Source organism: Paenibacillus taichungensis (assembly GCF_003287275.1).
GTDB classification, from domain to species: Bacteria; Bacillota; Bacilli; order Paenibacillales; family Paenibacillaceae; genus Paenibacillus; species Paenibacillus taichungensis_A.
The window spans coordinates 238,724-257,759 of sequence record NZ_QEVW01000008.1 but is presented as its reverse complement, the minus strand read 5'-3'; the positions used below and the strand labels follow the sequence as shown (position 1 = coordinate 257,759).

Sequence of the window (19,036 nt, the reverse complement as noted above, 5' to 3'; positions counted from 1 at the left end):
TCGCAGCATACCGGATCTTGTCTAACGACATCATGCGCTTATTTACTTTGTTTTGAATCGGGATGATGCTTCTGCAAGCTGTTTGGTCAATCCATCGATGGTCTGTACCATCTCTGACAGATGCTCGGTCATGCCTGACTGTTCCTCCATCGTCGCGGTAACTTCCTCTACGGATGCGGACACTTCTTCACCCGAAGCAGACAAGTTCTGAGCAGATCCAATAACGTCATCCTTATCGCGTTCAATGGATTCAATCTCAGAGGCAATAGCCTGAACCTGATCCATCATCTCATTCATATTTTGGGTGACAAAATTGAACGTTTCCTTGGTCTGGCCTACACTGCTCTTATGCTGTTCTGCAATCGCCTCAATGGCTTGTACACTCCGGTTATTCTGCTCGACATGATCAATCGTCTGCATCACAATCCGGCTGATATCCTCCGATTGGGCTGTGGTCTGCTCCGCCAGTTTGCGGATCTCCGATGCAACTACGGCGAAGCCACGCCCATGCTCGCCTGCCCTAGCGGCTTCAATAGAGGCATTAAGTGCAAGCAGTTTCGTCTGATTCGCAATCTCGGTTATCGTACCTGTGATTTGGTGAATGCCGGAGGAACTTTCGGCCAGCTGTACTGTGATTTTGGAAATGTTGGCTACTTCGGCCTCGTTCTGTTCGTCCACCGCAATCAAAGCGTCAATGACCTCATGGTTGCTCTTGAATGCATCCGTGATCTCATCTGCCTTGAGCTTCACCGACTGTGACATCTCATTGACGTTCTCAATTTTATTGCCCACGTTCATGAATTTATCCACGATGGCTTCCGTATCATTGGCCTGAGATTCCATGGCTCGTGAAATTTCAAACGCCGTTGTCGTGGTTTCGGCAATGGAGGTCGAGGTCTGCTGGGTGGAAAGATCCAGTTCGGTTGTACTTGCTTTCAGTACGCTTATGGAATGATTCATACTGGAAATCAGCTGTTGGTTGCCCGCCGCCATCGTGTTAAAGCTGTCCACCAGTTGTTTGAATTCTCCACTATATTTGCCCTTAGCCTGCACTGTCAGATCCCCGTCTGCAAGTTGTCTAAACAATGCTGTTAGTCTTGTAATGGGTTTGGTAACCAGCAGGGAGATCAGTATTCCAGCAATGACAGACACCGCAATCGCGCTGAACAAGACGATATACATCTTTTTCGCCATTGTCCCTAATGGCTTCTGCACATCACTTAGTTTATCTTCAACAATGATAGTCCAATCTGATCTTGGAATTTTGGAATAAAAGACGACTTTGTCCTCTGTGCTAACATCGCCTTGTTGCAGCTGCTCGTTAGAAGGCAGATCAATCAGTGACTGATATTCACCAGACTCCAGCTTCTGCCCCGCCATCTTCTCATCCGCCGAATTGAACATCACTGTACCCACGCGGTCCAGAATAATGACTTTTCCCTCTTCATTAATGTTGATATTCTGAAGCTGGTCAACAAAGAACGAGGTTGATGCGGTAGATACGAGTACCCCCTCCACTTGTTTGTTTTCATCGTAGATCGGCATTGCAAAAGCGGTACCCAGCGTACCCAGTGACTTGGAGATAACCCCTTCACTAATTACATTCTGGCCTTGAACCGCCTGTTGAAAATACGCACGATCTGCACGTTCTCCCCCTAGGGCTTCAGGATCGTTCGCTGCAACGACGATGCCATTCCGGTCCAGCAATATGATATTGCTGTTGCCTTCCATCCCTGCGAGGCTGTCTGCCAATATCCCGTTGGCTTTATCCACGAGTTCACTATTTTCCGAGAAAAAAACATCATCATTCTGTCCTTCGCTATTTCGAATCTCCAGCAGGTCCTGGAATGTGCGATGTGTTGTAATTAGAAATGTGGACTGTTCTTCCAACGTTAGTGAAGTGAACAAGCCCGCACCAATCCGATCAGAGGTTGCTTTAATCTCATCCTTGCTTTTGTCGAGGGTAATGACTGCTGCTACAGAGTAAGATAATACCGCAGTTACCGCCAATACGAGGGTTACCAGTAAACTAATCATTAGCGGCAATTTGACTCTGAACGACATGTTAATCATGCGTTCTCTCGCCTTTGCGAATACCAAATGAATCCACCTTCCATTTCATCCTTGATTGTGTGCAATATTGTATGGGTTAACTTTATATCGGTAGATATCGATTAATTGTTCAGCAGGAAAAACGTTTGCACTGAAAATGTTTTTTAATAGCTCATATTCATCTATATATAAATAGAACTATATGTAACTAGTATTATATTTTATTAATTGACTTAATTTGTAAAATAAAGGTATAATTCACTTTGAATTCATCTATCGTTTCTTTTAGTGAAAAGGGTGCAAAGATAATGAAAAGAACGATCTTACCCAACCAATTTATTGCAGTCGTAATAACTTTACTTCTCTTCATTGCAGGGTGTAGTCCAGAAGAAGAAGCACATGAATATCTCTCAATTACAAACACGGAATATGTTAATGGAACAGATACCGATGATGGTATGATCATGAGAGTATACACATACGACCTCCAAACGAAGGCTCTAACTAAACTATCTGATTTACCTTATACCTCACAATATCCCTTAACTGTAGCTTCCTTAGCAAATGACACCATCTATTATTCAGGAGCAGGAAAAGATAAGGGTGACGAGTTGTATTCCTATGATATTCAGGCACAAACGACTCAACAATTAAGCTCAGGCTTATTTGCAATTAATTCAATTATTCCAGATACCGTTGATCATACTTTGGTTATGGCTGCTGTTAAGAAGGGAGAACGGCCTGTCAAAGTTATGTTCTATGATAAAGAAACTCAAGACATGACCATATTGAATGAAAATGATTCGGATACAACAACATGGGATATTTCTTATGATCCAGAAACAAGAAAATCCTATGCCATCCAATATTCTGAAGAGGAGCAATATAATCATATGGAGGAGTCCAATAAAACGCAAACACCGATGGTTCCTCCAAACCATACGATCATTGAGATAGATCCAATCTCTAAACAGACACGCAAGGTTATTGAACTAGAGGAGGAACAAATTTTAACTTTATCAACACGGGGAGACCAAATTCTTATTGCCACTGCAAAACATATCAACAAGAATCCAATTAAATATAGTATGGTTAATATTAAAACAGGAGAAAGAAACGAAATTGATCTTCCCATTAAAGCGAGGAGTGGATTGTTTTTGTCCAAAGACGGGCAGGGTTTCTATTTCCTCGGAGAAAATACAAAAGCAAACGTGAATCAGGAACGAGGAATTTATTTCTATGATTTGAAAACGCAACAAGTGGAAGCCATATTTCTTCAAAAAGAGGGCTTCATTAATAATTTTATGCTTCTATCGAATCCATAGACATTCCGTAATTAGGTTTTTTACAAAAACAATAGCAAAATAGAGACGTTGCTGAGAAACACAGGCACGCTCTTGTCGAGTGGGCTCGCTCACCAATAAGGTGCTTGTGCCATTTGTAATTACAGCGAAGCTTGGTAAGCAACTTAACGAATAGGCAGGAAGGAAGGAGCGATCAGATGAGTAAGAAATCTATCACAGTACAAGCATTAATAGAGCAAACCATTAATCAGTATGTCTCATCGGATGCTCACATCCTAAGCATGGAAAGTAACCCTATCCAATTGGGACTTCAGGCCGTGGAATTGCTTCGACATCATATTGAATTCCTAGTCAATGGAGTGCAAAAAGACATTTCTCTCATTACGAAGAAAGCCACGTTCATAGAACGCTCTGCATTGACCAGATTATTTTCACAAGGCGCGAATGTGCCATTTAGTCTAACAAGTGAGCCTCATACTGAAGATCGCAGCTTGATCTGCATTCAGGATGTGGACTACCAAACCGATTATAGCCATCTGGATATGGATCTGCTTCAGAATAAAGAATTACGAGCGCTGGCTTACATACATGGAACGAATATGGGGTTAAAAAAAGAAATGCCCTGGATACCCACTGTCGATCGAAATCATATCATCGACATGATGGAAAACCGTTGGAAACCTTCGTGGAACGCCGCCATAGAAAACCCGGCATTCATTGCGGAATTTGGATTACCGATCATATCAGAAATTGAAGCCGTAGCCAGTACAATCGTAGATGATCTTGAAGTTCTAATCAGAGATGAACATATGCATACGATGATCCATAATGATCTGAATCCCGGAAACGTACTGGTACATAACAATGAGGATGTCTATTTTATCGATTGGGAGGAAGCAAGGTACGGCTCCCTGTTCTTCGATATTCCTCTACGCTGTAGCCATATGAGACAAGTAGACATCTATCGGGAGGCCCTAAGTTCCCACGGATACGATATTCCACAAGATCAATTCGAAAAGTATTTCTCCCTGGCATCCCGATACCTTGGCATCCGCTATATGAGTTGGAACCTTGGGGTATGGGAACAACACTCATATGCAAAAGACGATTTAAAAAAGTATATGAAGATGGTAACTCAACCTTTGTTCTCCTAATCCCCTCCTTATTCCAGGTTAAGCATAAGATGAATTCACTGTTTTGCCGAAAAAAAAGCTCCTGCCACCAGAAGTGACAGGAGCTTACATGATAAGGATTCAGCATGAACATCGTATGCTTCCACGACCTACATGGCTTACATTTTTCACAAAATTATGAACTGGTGCTTAACCCAAATCTGCAATTCGCTGTTTAATGCGCGGAAATAAACCAAAAGCATTCTCATAGAATACCTTCTCATGATGCTGCTCCGGCACAAGTCGGCGGACGAATTCTGCATACAGATCGATCGGCGCAAGCGGCCAGTCGGTTCCGAACAGCATTTTCTCGTAATGATCCGAATACACCAGCGCCCGGCGGAAATGATCCATGAATAAGGGCTCGTTCATAAATCGTTCAAAATGGGGCCGATCACCGACAACGAGGCCGGACAGATCTGCATAAACGTTAGGGTTCTTCGCCACAACTTCAGCGGCTTCCATCACCCAAGGATCACCCAAATGACAGATCATAAAATTCACGCCGCGCTGTTGAAAGGCTAATTCGTCCACGGTCAGCGGATGTGCATACTTAAGCAATCCATTCATGGAGTACGTATCGCCCGTATGAATGACCACAGGCACGTTATACTTGGCTGCCAGTTCATAGACCGGTGTGTAGATCTTGTCATACACGTAGTGATGATAGTACCCCGCATATAGTTTGATTCCGGCTACCTCAGGAGCTTGTAATCGTGCTTCAATCCGGTCCAGCTCGTCCTGAGCGTGTTCACCACCAAGGTGGTTTGGATTGATGCCGACGCATTCCATGAGGAATGACGGAACCGTTTCTTCCAAATCAAGTCCCATCGGGTTGGGAGAGCTGGAATCCGGAAATGCTCCCTTCGTCTGCTCCGTAACCCCCATTCCGATACCAAGAATAACGTCGTTCTTATCAAACTCCGCCTTGAGGCCAGCGGCAGAATAATCCACTTTCGATAAATCTATCGCCGTTCGATGAAAGCTGTCGATGTCCGACAGATGAATGTGAATGTCAATAATCGGCATGTTAAGCCTCCTTTTCACCTTTTGAAGTTGCAAAGTTTAGCCGCAGAAGGCCACGTACATCCTCCGGATTCAGAGGGATTTCTCCCAAGGTCAGATAGGTCGGCTCTGTCCAGGCCGTTTCCCCATTCGACAGTGTCAGATGATGATTCACATTAAGACCCGTCACCTGGTTGTTGGCAAATGCCCAAGCACTCTGATTCGGGTAACGGTTCACCGCATGCAGCATATTTTTACGCGAAACCGATCCTACTCGCAAAAGATTTTCGAGTGGCAGGCCAACATCCACCTTGCCTAGAGGGAATCGATCTTTACCTGGTTGCTCTATCCAACCTTCCGTAAACACAGGTGAAGGCTGAATAAAACGCTCCTCTGCAAGAGAGTAATTTGTCAGCAGCAGGCCGCTTTCGTTCGTCATTTCAATCAACGTACAGAGCACGGGAACGCCTGGCAGCATCAGATAGTGCTGATTAATAGTTATACCCCGATTGGCTTCATGTTTTTCAATTCGGGTGGTCAGCTTGATTCCCTTCCAGACGTTGCCGGATTGATCCTTGTGCTCTGTCCATGAAGCGTTTCTCTGTTCCGCTTGGCGGCTGAAGCCGTTCATGCCCGGAATGCCCACACCCAGTCCGCCGTACCACGGATTCCACCACGAACGTGGTGCTGGTTCAGGATACGAGCTATCCAGCCATTCTTCCCCCAGATATTTCAGAGAGTGTACAACGCTTCCGAAGTTCGGAGCCACAGAAATAGATAATACACCATTGTTCACGGTATACAAAGTCCCCGTTGGACCTTCTTCGCTCACACGCTCAACATCTGTTCCGTTCTGAGGAAACCAGAGGGCTGTTCGCTCCTGAATTCGATCCTCCCCACGGTATACCCCACGGACCTTCCATCCACCTTTGTGCGCTTCATGAAGATTCGTTTTCTCAGGGATGAACTCCACCTTTGCCATATCCAACTGCTGTTCCGAATTGAATTCCGTAGTCGTTGCCAAGTACTCCGGTTCGCCACCCTGCTGAACATATAGTTCCAGCTTGCCAGCGAGCGGAACCAGCTTACGTTCGGTCAACTCCACCTTTAGCGCTTCCGGAGTAAATGGATCACCACCACTCAGTGTCAAATCAAGGTGACTATCCAGGAACGGGATAATCGGATTATGCTGCTTCCGGGCAAACGCACGGAAATCCGACCATTTGGCAAAGGTGTTTAGGGCAAACACGGTTTCCTTGGTTCGTCCCACAGCCCCTGCCTCCAGGCGTCCGATCTCATGCTGCAATCCGAGCGTGTATTCCGGCCGAATCAGCTTGAGGGAAGGATCCCAATAGATGCCGCACGCACCATACTCCTCCTTGCAGAACAGCCAGTTCTCCGTAATCTGTGCACTATCCCAGTGGTTCGGATCACCTGCATAATCATCACTCATATCTACGAATCGGCCCTGATAAGGAAGGATTAATCCGTTTCCGTAAAATCCAAAATTGTTCATGAGGAATATATCCTCTTCCCATGCTGTGCCTCGTGTATTTTCAATCTCATGATGGAATTCGGCAATTCCGTTTGAAGACAGCTTGACGACAGACTTGATGTGTAAGCCAGGGAAATCCTCCGAGTCATAAACGGCCTCGAAAATCTGCCGCTCTCCCTCCGGATAGATGTTTACTTCTCTGGCTTGTTTCTTGGACAGCTCTTCTGCGTACGGCTTGCCCAGCTTCGGATAGGTCCACCAGAATGAGTGCCGTGACCCAGGGTATTCAATCCACATAATATTATCCTGCTTGTTCATATGGAGAGAGAATGCGCCGTTTACAGCTATCCACTGGTCTCCGTTCTCCCCGCCATAACGTCCTTCTGTCCCCTTCATTAACACAGACAGCTTGGTTGTATAAGTAACCGCCTGTCTATCCGTCGGAACAGCCGTTACCATTACTTCTCGCGAATAGAGACCATACGAACGCAAAGTGAAGGCTACGGGTACAGATGCTTTGCCTTTTGCAGGGACCGTAAGGCTCACCGAACGTTCTGCCCACTCCAGGAATTCTTCTTCTGGCAAGTCAAAAGTGAACACTGCTTCGGAATCAAAATTATTCTCCACGTTCAGGTATAGCTCAGCAGGAATGCCTGTATAGAGCTCTTTTACGGGCAACGCCGTGTCGATCTTGGCCGGAAATTTCGGGGCAACACCCATACGAAACTCGGCTTTTCTGCCACCGATCAGCCATGTGCTCGCGACAACGGGATGGGTCTTATTCTGACTTTGCTCCTCCTGAACCGGATCAAGGTAGAATTCGCCCTCCACGATTACCGTTTCTCCCGGAGCAACCGCTCTTGCATCGTCCAGGGCAAAACGGATATTTTTGTTGTCCTGGCCCTTGATCTCGAACTTCAGCTCGGATGCTGAGCGGTTCGTGATCCGGTAGCGAACCTTGTATGCGGAACCAAATACGAGGTCATGATCGTCGATCTCTGTGGAAATTTCGTAATCCGGTGTTTCAAGAGCTGTCAGCCCGCGACCAGACTTCTCGAATTCGGCTCGCAAGGAGATATCTCCTTTTTGCCAGGAATAATCAAAGAAATCGAAACCACGCTCCCGACGGCCATCCGGTTCAATGACGAGTTCGCGAGTGCTGTCTGCGTACCAGTCCAGCTCCTCAAAATAGGGAGCAAGTGCTTCCGTCTGCAAAATGGTCGGGATGAAGTTCATCAGATGCACATTATCATCCTTTTTCTCCCAGAAGAACCCGCATTTTTTGTACATTGGTACAGCCTTGGTGTTACCTGCCCACGTGAACAGATCCAGGCGTGGCCATCCCGCTTCCACGGTCTTGCGAACAGCGTTCAGAATCAGATTGCGTCCGACTTTGTAGCCGTGATAATCGGGGCGCACATTCAACAGCGGTACATACAGGGCATTCTCGTCATAGCGGTAGTGGGCAAAACTACAGAAGCCAACAACCTCTTTCTCATGAACGGCAAGAAATACATGAAGATTGGACGAATTCTCCATCTCCCGGCGAACGGTATCCTCTGTTCTCTGGTTGGTTCCACCTCCCCAACTTTCATTGCTGCGGTTCCACATATCAGCGACTGCGGCAGCGTAGGAGGGATCGTATTCGATAATGCGGATTTGTTCCATAATCGAAGTTACTGTCATATTTGGATCTCCTTATCTTTATCTATAGGATGGTCTTCGTGATCATTCGATATGGCCTTTGCCCGATAGCCGCAGAGATAATACAGGCCATGTTTGAAGAAGCTAGCGATAGTCTTATCATACTATAAATGGAAACATTTTCAGAGGATTAAAATCTTTCTTTTCAACTTATAGATGCCATTCGAATGCTCTTGTTCGAAGTGTCAGTGATGGACGAATAAATTTAGGTATGAAAGAAAAAATCCACGTCTCTGAGTTAGACGTGGATTTAGGTATACGAACAGCTAATAATCTTCAATTATGCCAATATAGAACGGACATTGCGTAGAACTGATTTCATAAATTCAGAGGTTGGTTCGGCATGCCCCGCAATTTGGATACGTCGTTGCCGCACATCAAGACTCTTCAACTGATCCGTCAAAACAACACCTGAAAATGGCAGGTCTTCTGGTAGTGTAACTTCAAAAGGATAATCCTTGGCTTGGCTCGTTATGGGACATACAACGGCAAAACCCGTTATTTCATTAAATTCAAGTTCCGATAGAACAATAGCCGGTCGTCTCCCGGCTTGCTCATGACCCACTTGAGGATCAAAGTCAAGCCATATCAGATCGCCTCGCTTGGGAATAATCAAAGTAACTCGTTCCCTTCAGTGCCAAAGTCTATTTCTTCATGTCTTGTATCCTGTTTCACTTTAGAGAGCAAAGTCTTTAGATGGTTACGTAGTTCCTCATTGGACTCTACAGGCTTGGTTTTTGGACGCAACAACAATTCATTATCTTCTGTCACCAAAATCTCAATTTCCGAGCCTTCTTCCAGATTAAGACGCTTAAGCAATTGGTTAGGAATGCGAATTGCACTGCTATTTCCCCATTTGCTAAGTGTGGCTGTAGTCATGGCAATCCCACGCCTTTCGTTTGATTGATGCTCCAATTATACCTCACCTCTCTACAGTTGTATATCCATATGATATACATAAAACAATAAAAGGATACATTGCTTTCTACCGTAAAATAATGATTGTAAAGCCTATGATTACCTATAGATATACCATTGATATAAAGCAAAATGATCTAGGAACCCTCGTTTGGTCTAAACGAGGGTTCCTAGATCATCCCCAACAAAAAAAACAGCTGTAAGCCTTAGATGAAAAAATAAAGTCCAGACTGCCTCTGTTTTATGGAGCTATCGTTCCAACGTAGTGCGCTCAGGTACGCCTGATAACACTACAAACAAAAAATGGCTCTTTCCGCCATATCGGACGGAAAGAGCCATTTTGATGATACCGGGGTCCTGTGCCATCAGCTCGCCTTTGCGAGTTTCGTGCCGCGAATCGATGCTGTAGCATATACGACGAGCGCTGTCCAGATGAGCGCAAAACCAACGAGTAGAACCGGCGAGACCGATTCCTTGAATACGAATATGCTCAGTAACAACATGATTGTCGGCCCGATGTATTGAACAAAGCCGAGCGTTGACAGCGACATCCGGGCAGCTGCTCGCGCAAAAAAGAGCAGCGGCAGCGCCGTGACTACACCGGAAAGAAGCAGTTCAATGAACGTCGGCGCAGGCAGCGTCCACGCCGTCGTTTTACCCACAACCGCCAAATAGATCCAGTAGCCAAGCGCGACAGGCAGGACTACAGCCGTCTCCGAGAATAAACCTATTGAAGCATCTTGCTTGATTTTCTTCTTCGCCAGGCCGTACAAGCCAAATGACGCAGCCAGCGAGATCGCGACCCACGGAAACCGTCCATAGTCAATCGCGATGATAAGAACCGCTACGCCAGCGATGGCAATCGCAAGCCATTGACCGCGGTTTGGCTTCTCACGAAGGAATAGAACCGCTAACAGCACATTCAGTAACGGATTTAAATAATAGCCAAGGCTTGTCTCTACGACATGGCCGTTGTTGACTGCCCAGATGAAGATAAGCCAATTGGCAGCAATCAGCAGACCACTGGCGGCGAGCGACAGCAGGAGCGAGCGGTTAGTTGCAATTCGCTTTATATCACCCCAGCGCCGCTGGGCAGCGACCAAAATACCCATGAAAACGAATGACCACACGACCCGATGCGACAGAATTTCGCCTGCTGGCACGTCACTAAACAACTTCCAATAAAGCGGGAGAACCCCCCACATGATATACGCAATAATAGCGTTGACCAACCCGTTATTCATAATCATTTTTCCCCTCTTCTTGCTCTGATGTCTCAACGGATTATACGTCTTGAACCTCTTTCAAGTAAAGGAAAATAATGAACGGTCCGATAACTGTTATGGTATTAAAGATCAGCTACAGGCACATGTCCGGTCATCCAGTTCAGTTCGCTATCCAGCATAAATCGAATATGCCATCCTTTCTCTGACTGAGGCCATTGATGAAATTGTGTGACACACTCATATAAAACTTCGACGCTTTCCTTCGATTTATCTTTAAGTACGTTATTTATGATTACATGAAGATCATTGGGTTTGTTATTGACGCCTTCCAGCACTTTCATAAACCATTTATGATAAGGATAGACAACTTCGTTATAGGCCAAAATGAGCCGCCCCGCAAATAAAACGAAATTAGTCGCTGAAAATTCAATTACATAAGGCTCGTTCTTTTTTAACCCTTCATAGAACATCCATCTCCAGCCTTCAAATTGCGCATGAAACTTTTCCATCGTTTCGTTTTTCCGCTCAATCGGATAGCGTGATGCCGCTTGTACCAACTCTTCTAAGCCGATTATTTCACTATAACTCACTATTGCATCCTTGAAGGCAAAGCGAGCTGGTTCACTGCCAGATTCGGCTACTTTTTTAATGTACGAAATCGAGGTGTATTTTCCATCCACGTAGCCGCCATCATAAGGTGTTGACTCCGTTTCATGGTAATGAATATCCCCGCTTTCTAATAACGAACGATAATGCTCATCCGACACGACCAACATAAGGTCTATATCCGAATCTTCTTTTGCAAAACCATGCGCAACGGACCCGCCTACAATGACAGCCAAGATTTCTTCCTTAACCTTGAGTTTGTCGGTAATCGTTTGAATAGCCGTTTGGTGATGTGGATACATCATGAATAGCCCCTTTAACGTGAAATTATGGTTGCACCTTCCGATTTTTATAATAGTACGTTTTGTCTTCTTCCGTAATTAGTCGCAGAACTTTGCAGGGATTGCCTACTGCAACCACGTTTGGCGGAATATCCTTCGTGACGATGCTGCCTGCGCCTATTACACTATTCTTTCCTATCGTTACACCCGGATTAATGACTGCACCGCTACCAATCCACACATTATCTTCAATAACAACGGGAAATGCATACATTTGCCCTGTTGCACGCAACTCTGCATCGACGGGATGTCCGGTCGTAGATATCGTAACATTAGGGGCGAATAAGACTCCATTGCCAATCGTAACCGTTGTGTCATCCACGATTGTAAGATTGAAATTTACATAGACATTATCACCAATAAACGTGTTAGAGCCATAGGCAAAGTGAATGGGTGGTTCAATCCAGCAATTTATGCCCAAGCTTCCAAAAAGTTGCTTAGCCAATGCTTCACGTTTGGCCACCTCGGACGGTCTCGTTTGGTTAAAGTCGTATACCAGTTCTTTTCCCTTAAGCCGTTCCTCCGGCAAGCCTTCTCCCATGTCTGTAAACAACAATCCATTTTTTATATTTTCACGCTGTGTCATTTTTTCACGTTCCTTTCTACATATTTGTATTTTTCAAATGGAACTTCAAAAGTTGATTTACATATTAGTCAAACTTAATAGCCTTATCAAAGCAGTATGAATCTTTATCATAACCATTATGCTCATAAAATGCATGGGCTTCAGCTCGCTTGAATCCGCTGCATAAAATAATACTAGATATTCCGAATTCTTTAGCATAATTTTCAGTGTGTCTTAATAGTTTGGTACCGACCCCACGATGCTGAAATTCCTTTTTAACGGCCAGAGCTTGTATATGTAAATAACCAATCGGAACCCCTATGGATAATGCCTGAACTATAGTTACAAAACCAACCACATCATTTTCAAATAATGCAACAAATGTTTTGTAATCCCCGGCCGCATTCATTTTTTCTGTAGTAGCTCGAAAATTTTCCTCATTAACAGTGCGAATCTCAAGCACATCGTTCCATAAAAAAACAACTTCAGTATAATCATTCGCTGCAATTTCTCGTATCTTAATTTCCATGCCTATTCTCCCTTAATAGAAATGTTCATTAGAGCATTCGATAATTGATGAAGCAATCCTGCCCGTTAGAGCCTCGCGAACGTGATGTAATCGATTCGGACAGGCTCTGCCGATTCGATCCGAAGTGCCCGATTGATCTGTCCCCGGTGATATTGCCCATGTAAGAGAACCTGCAACAGGATGTCCGGAAGGGAACCCCGTTTTGATTCGCGTAGTCGATCATTTCGTCCAACTTAGATTCCTCAAGCCCTTCGATATAGACGTGATATTGCTCAGCGTTGTCTTCGAACATCTTCCGGATCTTAACGTAAATCCGTAAGGACTTGTCTCGCATAAGCATCCCAGTCTGCTTCATCTGTGTTAATCTCTAAAGTTGGAATCAATGATTGTTTCGTAGCCATTCGAAGATTTTCTTGATTATCTAAAAACGTTTCACATACTTGGGGAGTAGTAGAATTTCCCATTACATATGACTTCCAAGCTTCACCGCGACTTACAATATACCTTGGCTCAACTGCATCCGGGGTCAAGGTTAAGAGTACACAATGTGCATTCATCATGAATAGACGTTTCTCAAGCAACTCAATCTCAGGAGAGGCTTTAAATGCGGCTCTATGATTTACATGAAACCTCTCTAAAAGAAAAAATATACCTTTGGATGGTTTGGAATGACCCAGAGAGTTAATCCAATCGTATTGTTGTTCAAGATAATCAACATGTCGACTTAGAAGTGAAATATGTTCATCCTTATCCATGGATCTTAAAACACCTTGGTATGAATGCAATACTTGTGAATAGTGTTCACTTACTGCAACTATAGTTTTTTCACTATTCGGTGTTTGACTATGTAATCTCTTTATAGCAGAAAATAATGATGTTTTTCCTACAGTAGACATCCCTTCGATAACTACACCCCGAATCATCTTCCTACTCCTCCTAAGCTTCGTAGTATTCTGCCCTTTAGTATACTTAGTGCGGTGAACTAACCTGCCCGTTAGTTCAATGATTTATTAGTTACATCATTCGGAATTGAATCATCATTATAACGATAAGAGAAGAAATGCAGCTTAGTATTGCAATCAGAATATGAAGACAACTGAATGAAATTTTTTCTATAAAAATTCTTTCTTTTCTTTGAATGAAACACGAGTAAATTAACACAGTGATCACAATGGGCAGATAATGATATAGATCCGGTCCATCCTTACTGGGTAATACTTTATTAATATAGCCACTTATTGTTTCATCAATGATCATAAATGTATATATAACTCCGATTAACGCTGAAATAAAAAACTGAAATGCTAACTGAACTAGATTTTTCTTTATAAACAAGGGACCAATTTTTCGGTATAGATCATTGACCATTATGTATTTGTTGCCTCCTCACTTTTTGAATAACACTCCTATATTTCAACACACAGCTCGTTCTATTGATTTCGTGCAGCGATACCTCAAATTAAAACTAACCTGCCCGTTAGTTCAATAAGATAGAGGAGCAGTATCGTCCGGGTCTAAACCAGCTGCTCCCCATACTTCCCCATCAACGTTATAACCGCCACCACTCCATTGAAGCAAGTAGCCTCCAGTACGCATGCCTTGTGAGAAACCTTGATTAATATTCATCCAATCCGAAGATTCCCCGGCAGCAATCGTTATAGCGAAATACACTTTACTAGTTTCTAAATGTGTTAAACTAACATTGACTTCGTGTCTACTATTGTTCTTCATTAGAAGTTTTATATGTACAAATTCCGGATTTATTGAAAAGAGTTGCTGTACCGTTGCGCCCCCAGAAGCAATATAGTGCGAGGGTTTATCCTCTTCTTCACTTAAAGAATTAGTAAGGGTTGTACTTGTTGACTTGCTTGATAATACACCAGACTTTGGAGTAGAGGTATTCTCTTGAGTTGAACTTGTTGAATCACAGGCAGTTAAGGTCGCTGTTGTTAAAGATAATAATAAAACAGCAAAAAAAAGCCCCTTTTTTTTCACAACTTTATCCCTCGTATTCTTTTATTAGTTATTCTAGAACCTATAAGACGTTCCTCGTTATTAATAACGCTATCAAATCAATGAGAGTTACATCTGTAATTCACAAAATGGCACTGAGTTAACCTGTTAGTATATTTTATTGTTCAGTTTAGATTTTGCTGAATCTTTCACTTCATAAGGATAAATGATCATCCTCTACTTCTCCAGATAAGTTAAATATCATTTGATACATTGCAGCATATACTTCTTTATAGTGTACTCTAAGTGTAATTACTACATGATTATAGCCATCATCTGGCCAATTAGTAATACGAAGTGATACACTATCCACGAACAACTCTATTTTATTTGGATCATATTCGGGGAATTCTTTTTTAAAATCATCATTACATTCTTTCTTATAATTATTAAAGTAGTTCCAAAATCCTGAGTAACTCCGATCTTCTAAATTATACTCTTCAACAAAATCTTTTATTTCTTGAACATTCATATTAATAGCCCCCACTCTTATTCGACGTAAGAATTCAACTAAGATTATTTAACAAGAATTTCAATTGGATTCATTGTTAATGAGATATCACCATCAATATTTACAAGAAGATTTTGTTCCCCTTTTTTTGTTACTATAAATTCATCTTCAACCTCAACGAGTTGACCTGACTTAAACTCAGTTAAATATGCCATATCCTTATAATTACGCTCCTCGTTACTACCCGAAAAGTAAAAACGAATGATTGGTTTTCCATGGAAAACTTCAACGGGTTGAATACCCGTATATTTAAGAGTCCCTTTTACTTTTATTGCTTCACCAGTAACTATATTAGTTGGGGTTGTTACTTCGAGAACAAAATCAGATGCTACTACACTTTGAGTCACAATTTCTTCATTTTTTTCTGTTAATGAACACCCAGCAAATATCATCGGTACCACTAATACCAACATTAAGATCCAACTACTCTTTTTTGTCACATCATATCACCTCTCTCATACTACAACGGATTTATATAGAATTTGTTGCTTAATTTCAAGAATACAAGTCATTCCGCTTTCGTAGTCTACTTAAAGTCAAATAAAATAGGCTCCCATGTATGCTGGCAGCCTTAATTACTTTCCTTTTCCGTTAGTTTGAATTACTGAATCATCTCATTGATTTTGCTAACGCGATCATTTCCTCTTTAGTTAATTCTCCGCTGTCCATTTCAATGAAAGTATCATTTTGTACCCATCGTAGGTATCCGCCTGGTATATGGTTAGCCCATGGTTCAAATCGCCCCTCTATTCCATTTATGTTCATTTTCTCTCCATGTTCATTAAATTTAAAATCCTCGATTATAGTTCGTGTTGTACTTGATCGGTTACGGACATCGACGTTAGTGACAACTCGGTTTACTTTATATCCAATCGCCTTATGTTCTACAATTCCAAACAAATATGTCTGTCCTGATTCATCAAAAAAATGAAGTCTAACTTTTGAAACGGATGGACTACTAACAAACGGGTATGGCTCCTTAATTTCTAATTTATAGTTTTCAACCAAGCAAGACGGCGTATAGAGTTTGAAATCCGCAGCAGTTTTCAGCTTGTCCAAATCAACATTTGAAAAAGCTTGCGTAGGTTTAGCTGATGCGACAGGTAGGTCATTGTTGATTCCAACCGATAGCGTAAAAACAAAAAGCAATGAAACAATCCGTTTAAGCAAGGGCATTCCCTCCATATTTTATGAATCACGTATTTATCTTTAACATAACCTACCACTTATTTCATTAGTCTCCCATTACTTCATAATCATTCGGAATTAATTCATACAAGGCACGAACATCACAACCGACGGTATCGGCGATCGATATGGCAATTTTGAGTGGCATCACTCTTTTGTTTTCAATAAAGTCATAAACTCGTTCCGGTTTAAAAAGCAATTCTTTTGCCAGCCATTCCGCTGACTTTCCGGTTTCCATCAATCGTTCATTCAGTAAGCAACGTCCTAGTTCGAATTTCAAGAAACGATGACCTCCTTCATAAGATCACATTTAACCTTAAGCGTAGTCCATTAACAGCATTTCTATACAAAACCAAAAACTAACACAAACTCCCAGTCGTAATTTTTTTAGTAGGTCAAGTGGATTTAGATAAGAGGAAAGGTATAGATCAAGGACTTCATTTTACAGTATATTTTTTCGATATATTATGTACAGACTTTTATTTTAAATTTTAACTATTGAAGTTATGGGAGCTGTAAATTGATGTGTTGAGGGGGAAATGTAGTGAAGACAAAGATTGTATCCATACTAAAAATGAGATCTTTGAGAACAAAGTTAGTCACTCTATGCTTGGCTATACTAATTGTGCCCACGATCGTGATAGGGTTCACTTCGTATACGGTTTCGAAAAATGAAATGAATGAATCAGGCAAGGCAGCACTTGAAAATAGTGTGAATATGGTTATTGGCATGATTAGCCTCCTCAATGAGCAAGTAGAGAGCGGAGATTTAACATTGGAACAAGCACAGGAAAAACTCCGCGCCGAACTGCTCGGTGAAAAAAATGCAGATAATAAGCGGCCTGTAAAAAGTGAATATACTGTAGGGAAAACAGGATATCCATGGGCAGTTGATAAGGTTGCTCATTCCGTGATGAATCCTTCAAATGAAGGTCAGGATTTGACAGATGTCGTGACGGAAGATGGCGTGTATTTGGGAAAAGAGCTTGTTAAGGTTGGGTCAGCCGGAGGGGGATTTGTCACCTACAAGTGGGCTCTACCCGATACTGGTGAAATAGAAACCAAAGTTTCATATGTTGAAATGGATCCACATTGGGGCTGGATCGTCGGTTCTGGTGCATATTTAAGTGAGTTCAACAGCGGTGCAACCCAAGTACTTTATCTTGTAATAATGGTTACGGCAGTTGCAGTAGTTCTCGGATCAGTTATCGTCAGCATTGTCTCAGGGCGTCTAACGAAGCCTATCCTTAAGATCGCAAAGCGACTGAAGTCAGTTGCGGACGGTGATCTGACCGTTGAAGAAGTCAAAATTAAGTCCAAAGATGAAATAGGTGAGCTGTCTAAAGACTTTAATGAAATGATTAAAAACATGAGATATCTTATTAGACAAGTCGATCTTTCCACAAAGCAGGTAGCTTCATCCTCCAAAGAATTGAACCTTGGAGCAGAGCACACCAGTCAAGCAACTGAGAATATCACCATTTCGATCCAAGAATCCGCAGTCGGCGCACAAGAGCAACAAATGATGCTTCAAAGAACAACCAACTCACTCGAGGAAATATCAATTGGTATCCAGCGAATAGCGGAAAGTTCATCAACTATTGCTGATTCTTCTGTTGATGCGATGGAATTGGCGAATATAGGTAGTACTGCCATAGAGCACACGACGAAGCAAATGAACCTGATTAACCATTCCGTTAATGAAACCGATGTAGTAATGAGGATGCTTGATGAACGCAGCCAGCAGATCGGTACGATGCTACATGCCATTACGGATATCGCAAACCAGACTAACCTTCTGGCTTTAAATGCTTCGATTGAGGCTGCCCGTGCAGGAGAAGAAGGCCGCGGTTTCTCCGTAGTTGCTGCTGAAGTAAGAAAACTTGCTGAACAATCGAATCAGTCATCCGGGCAGATTTCCACGTTGATTCATGATATGCGTACAGATATAGAGCAATCTCTCAAAACGTTGGAACGAGTTAAACAGGACGTCGACTCCGGTATACAGATTGCTAGTGAGACAGAACAACAGTTCAACAAAATTGTGGGGTCCACAAACTTTATTGCGCAACAAACGGAAGAACTCGCCAGTGTTACACAGCAGATAACTGCAAGTGTCCAGGAAATAACAGCGGGTCAAGAGCAAGTCTCCAATCTTGCGCTTCAAGCTGCAGACCATTCACAAAATATAGCTGCATCTTCAGAAGAACAACTGGCTTCAATGGAGCAAATTACGAGCCTAGCCACAACCTTGTCGGATATGTCACAGCAGTTAGAGCGTTTGACAATCCAATTTAAGTATTAATCACTAAAAATTTGCGACTGCACTTGCAGTTATAGACTAACCTAAGTTAATTGAACAAAGGCAGCCGATCACGTTGTCGGCTGCCTCCTTGTTTTTATTGAG

Annotated in this window: 18 protein-coding genes; 3 read left to right on the top strand and 15 right to left on the bottom strand. The window is 42.8% G+C overall.

Annotated features, from left to right (window positions below; genetic code table 11):
- Positions 1-42: 42 nt before the first annotated feature.
- Complete coding sequence (locus tag DC345_RS13775; RefSeq protein WP_113053580.1) at positions 43-2,100, bottom strand: methyl-accepting chemotaxis protein; 2,058 nt, start codon at positions 2,098-2,100, stop codon at positions 43-45.
- 260 nt (positions 2,101-2,360) lie between these two features.
- On the opposite strand from DC345_RS13775, the gene DC345_RS32185 reads away from it, so the two are divergent.
- Complete coding sequence (locus tag DC345_RS32185) at positions 2,361-3,377, top strand: DUF5050 domain-containing protein (RefSeq protein WP_258530652.1); 1,017 nt, start codon at positions 2,361-2,363, stop codon at positions 3,375-3,377.
- A gap of 176 nt (positions 3,378-3,553) precedes the next feature.
- Positions 3,554-4,510, top strand: a complete 957-nt coding sequence (locus DC345_RS13765) for a phosphotransferase family protein (RefSeq protein WP_113053579.1) — start codon at positions 3,554-3,556, stop codon at positions 4,508-4,510.
- A 168-nt stretch (positions 4,511-4,678) separates the two neighbouring features.
- Here DC345_RS13765 and DC345_RS13760 read toward each other — a convergent pair whose 3' ends face one another.
- From DC345_RS13760 to DC345_RS13685, 14 genes are all read right to left on the bottom strand, one after another.
- The gene (locus tag DC345_RS13760) at positions 4,679-5,557 is read right to left on the bottom strand and encodes an amidohydrolase family protein (protein ID WP_113053578.1); all 879 of its coding nucleotides are present in this window, start codon (positions 5,555-5,557) and stop codon (positions 4,679-4,681) included.
- Between the two features lies 1 nt (position 5,558).
- Positions 5,559-8,714 (bottom strand): GNAT family N-acetyltransferase, encoded by a 3,156-nt coding sequence (locus DC345_RS13755; protein ID WP_113053577.1) that lies wholly within the window; start codon positions 8,712-8,714, stop codon positions 5,559-5,561.
- 298 nt (positions 8,715-9,012) lie between these two features.
- Positions 9,013-9,348 (bottom strand): type II toxin-antitoxin system PemK/MazF family toxin, encoded by a 336-nt coding sequence (locus tag DC345_RS13750; protein ID WP_113053576.1) that lies wholly within the window; start codon positions 9,346-9,348, stop codon positions 9,013-9,015.
- Positions 9,345-9,647 (bottom strand): AbrB/MazE/SpoVT family DNA-binding domain-containing protein, encoded by a 303-nt coding sequence (locus DC345_RS13745; protein WP_017687001.1) that lies wholly within the window; start codon positions 9,645-9,647, stop codon positions 9,345-9,347. The genes DC345_RS13750 and DC345_RS13745 overlap by 4 nt, the downstream gene beginning before the upstream one ends.
- Before the next feature lie 368 nt (positions 9,648-10,015).
- The gene (gene rarD, locus DC345_RS13740; RefSeq protein WP_113053750.1) at positions 10,016-10,894 is read right to left on the bottom strand and encodes an EamA family transporter RarD; all 879 of its coding nucleotides are present in this window, start codon (positions 10,892-10,894) and stop codon (positions 10,016-10,018) included.
- A gap of 104 nt (positions 10,895-10,998) precedes the next feature.
- Entirely contained in the window at positions 10,999-11,787 is a 789-nt protein-coding gene (locus DC345_RS13735; protein ID WP_113053575.1) for a nucleotidyltransferase domain-containing protein, read from the bottom strand.
- Positions 11,788-11,809: 22 nt separating this feature from the next.
- Positions 11,810-12,409, bottom strand: a complete 600-nt coding sequence (locus DC345_RS13730; protein WP_113053574.1) for a maltose acetyltransferase domain-containing protein — start codon at positions 12,407-12,409, stop codon at positions 11,810-11,812.
- Positions 12,410-12,473: 64 nt separating this feature from the next.
- Positions 12,474-12,917 (bottom strand): GNAT family N-acetyltransferase, encoded by a 444-nt coding sequence (locus DC345_RS13725; protein WP_113053573.1) that lies wholly within the window; start codon positions 12,915-12,917, stop codon positions 12,474-12,476.
- A 302-nt stretch (positions 12,918-13,219) separates the two neighbouring features.
- Entirely contained in the window at positions 13,220-13,840 is a 621-nt protein-coding gene (locus tag DC345_RS13715) for a hypothetical protein (RefSeq protein ID WP_113053572.1), read from the bottom strand.
- Positions 13,841-14,399: 559 nt separating this feature from the next.
- Complete coding sequence (locus tag DC345_RS13705) at positions 14,400-14,912, bottom strand: pilus assembly protein (RefSeq protein WP_113053570.1); 513 nt, start codon at positions 14,910-14,912, stop codon at positions 14,400-14,402.
- 172 nt (positions 14,913-15,084) lie between these two features.
- On the bottom strand, positions 15,085-15,402 hold the full coding sequence (locus DC345_RS13700; protein WP_258530651.1) for a hypothetical protein: 318 nt from the start codon (positions 15,400-15,402) through the stop codon (positions 15,085-15,087).
- Positions 15,403-15,446: 44 nt separating this feature from the next.
- Positions 15,447-15,881, bottom strand: a complete 435-nt coding sequence (locus tag DC345_RS13695) for a hypothetical protein (protein ID WP_113053569.1) — start codon at positions 15,879-15,881, stop codon at positions 15,447-15,449.
- Between the two features lie 169 nt (positions 15,882-16,050).
- On the bottom strand, positions 16,051-16,611 hold the full coding sequence (locus DC345_RS13690) for a DUF4367 domain-containing protein (protein ID WP_181586590.1): 561 nt from the start codon (positions 16,609-16,611) through the stop codon (positions 16,051-16,053).
- A 64-nt stretch (positions 16,612-16,675) separates the two neighbouring features.
- Positions 16,676-16,909 carry an XRE family transcriptional regulator gene (locus tag DC345_RS13685; protein ID WP_113053567.1) on the bottom strand — a complete coding sequence of 78 codons (234 nt, stop codon included), beginning with the start codon at positions 16,907-16,909 and terminating at the stop codon, positions 16,676-16,678.
- A 264-nt stretch (positions 16,910-17,173) separates the two neighbouring features.
- On the opposite strand from DC345_RS13685, the gene DC345_RS13680 reads away from it, so the two are divergent.
- The gene (locus tag DC345_RS13680; protein WP_113053566.1) at positions 17,174-18,934 is read left to right on the top strand and encodes a methyl-accepting chemotaxis protein; all 1,761 of its coding nucleotides are present in this window, start codon (positions 17,174-17,176) and stop codon (positions 18,932-18,934) included.
- Positions 18,935-19,036 lie beyond the last annotated feature (102 nt).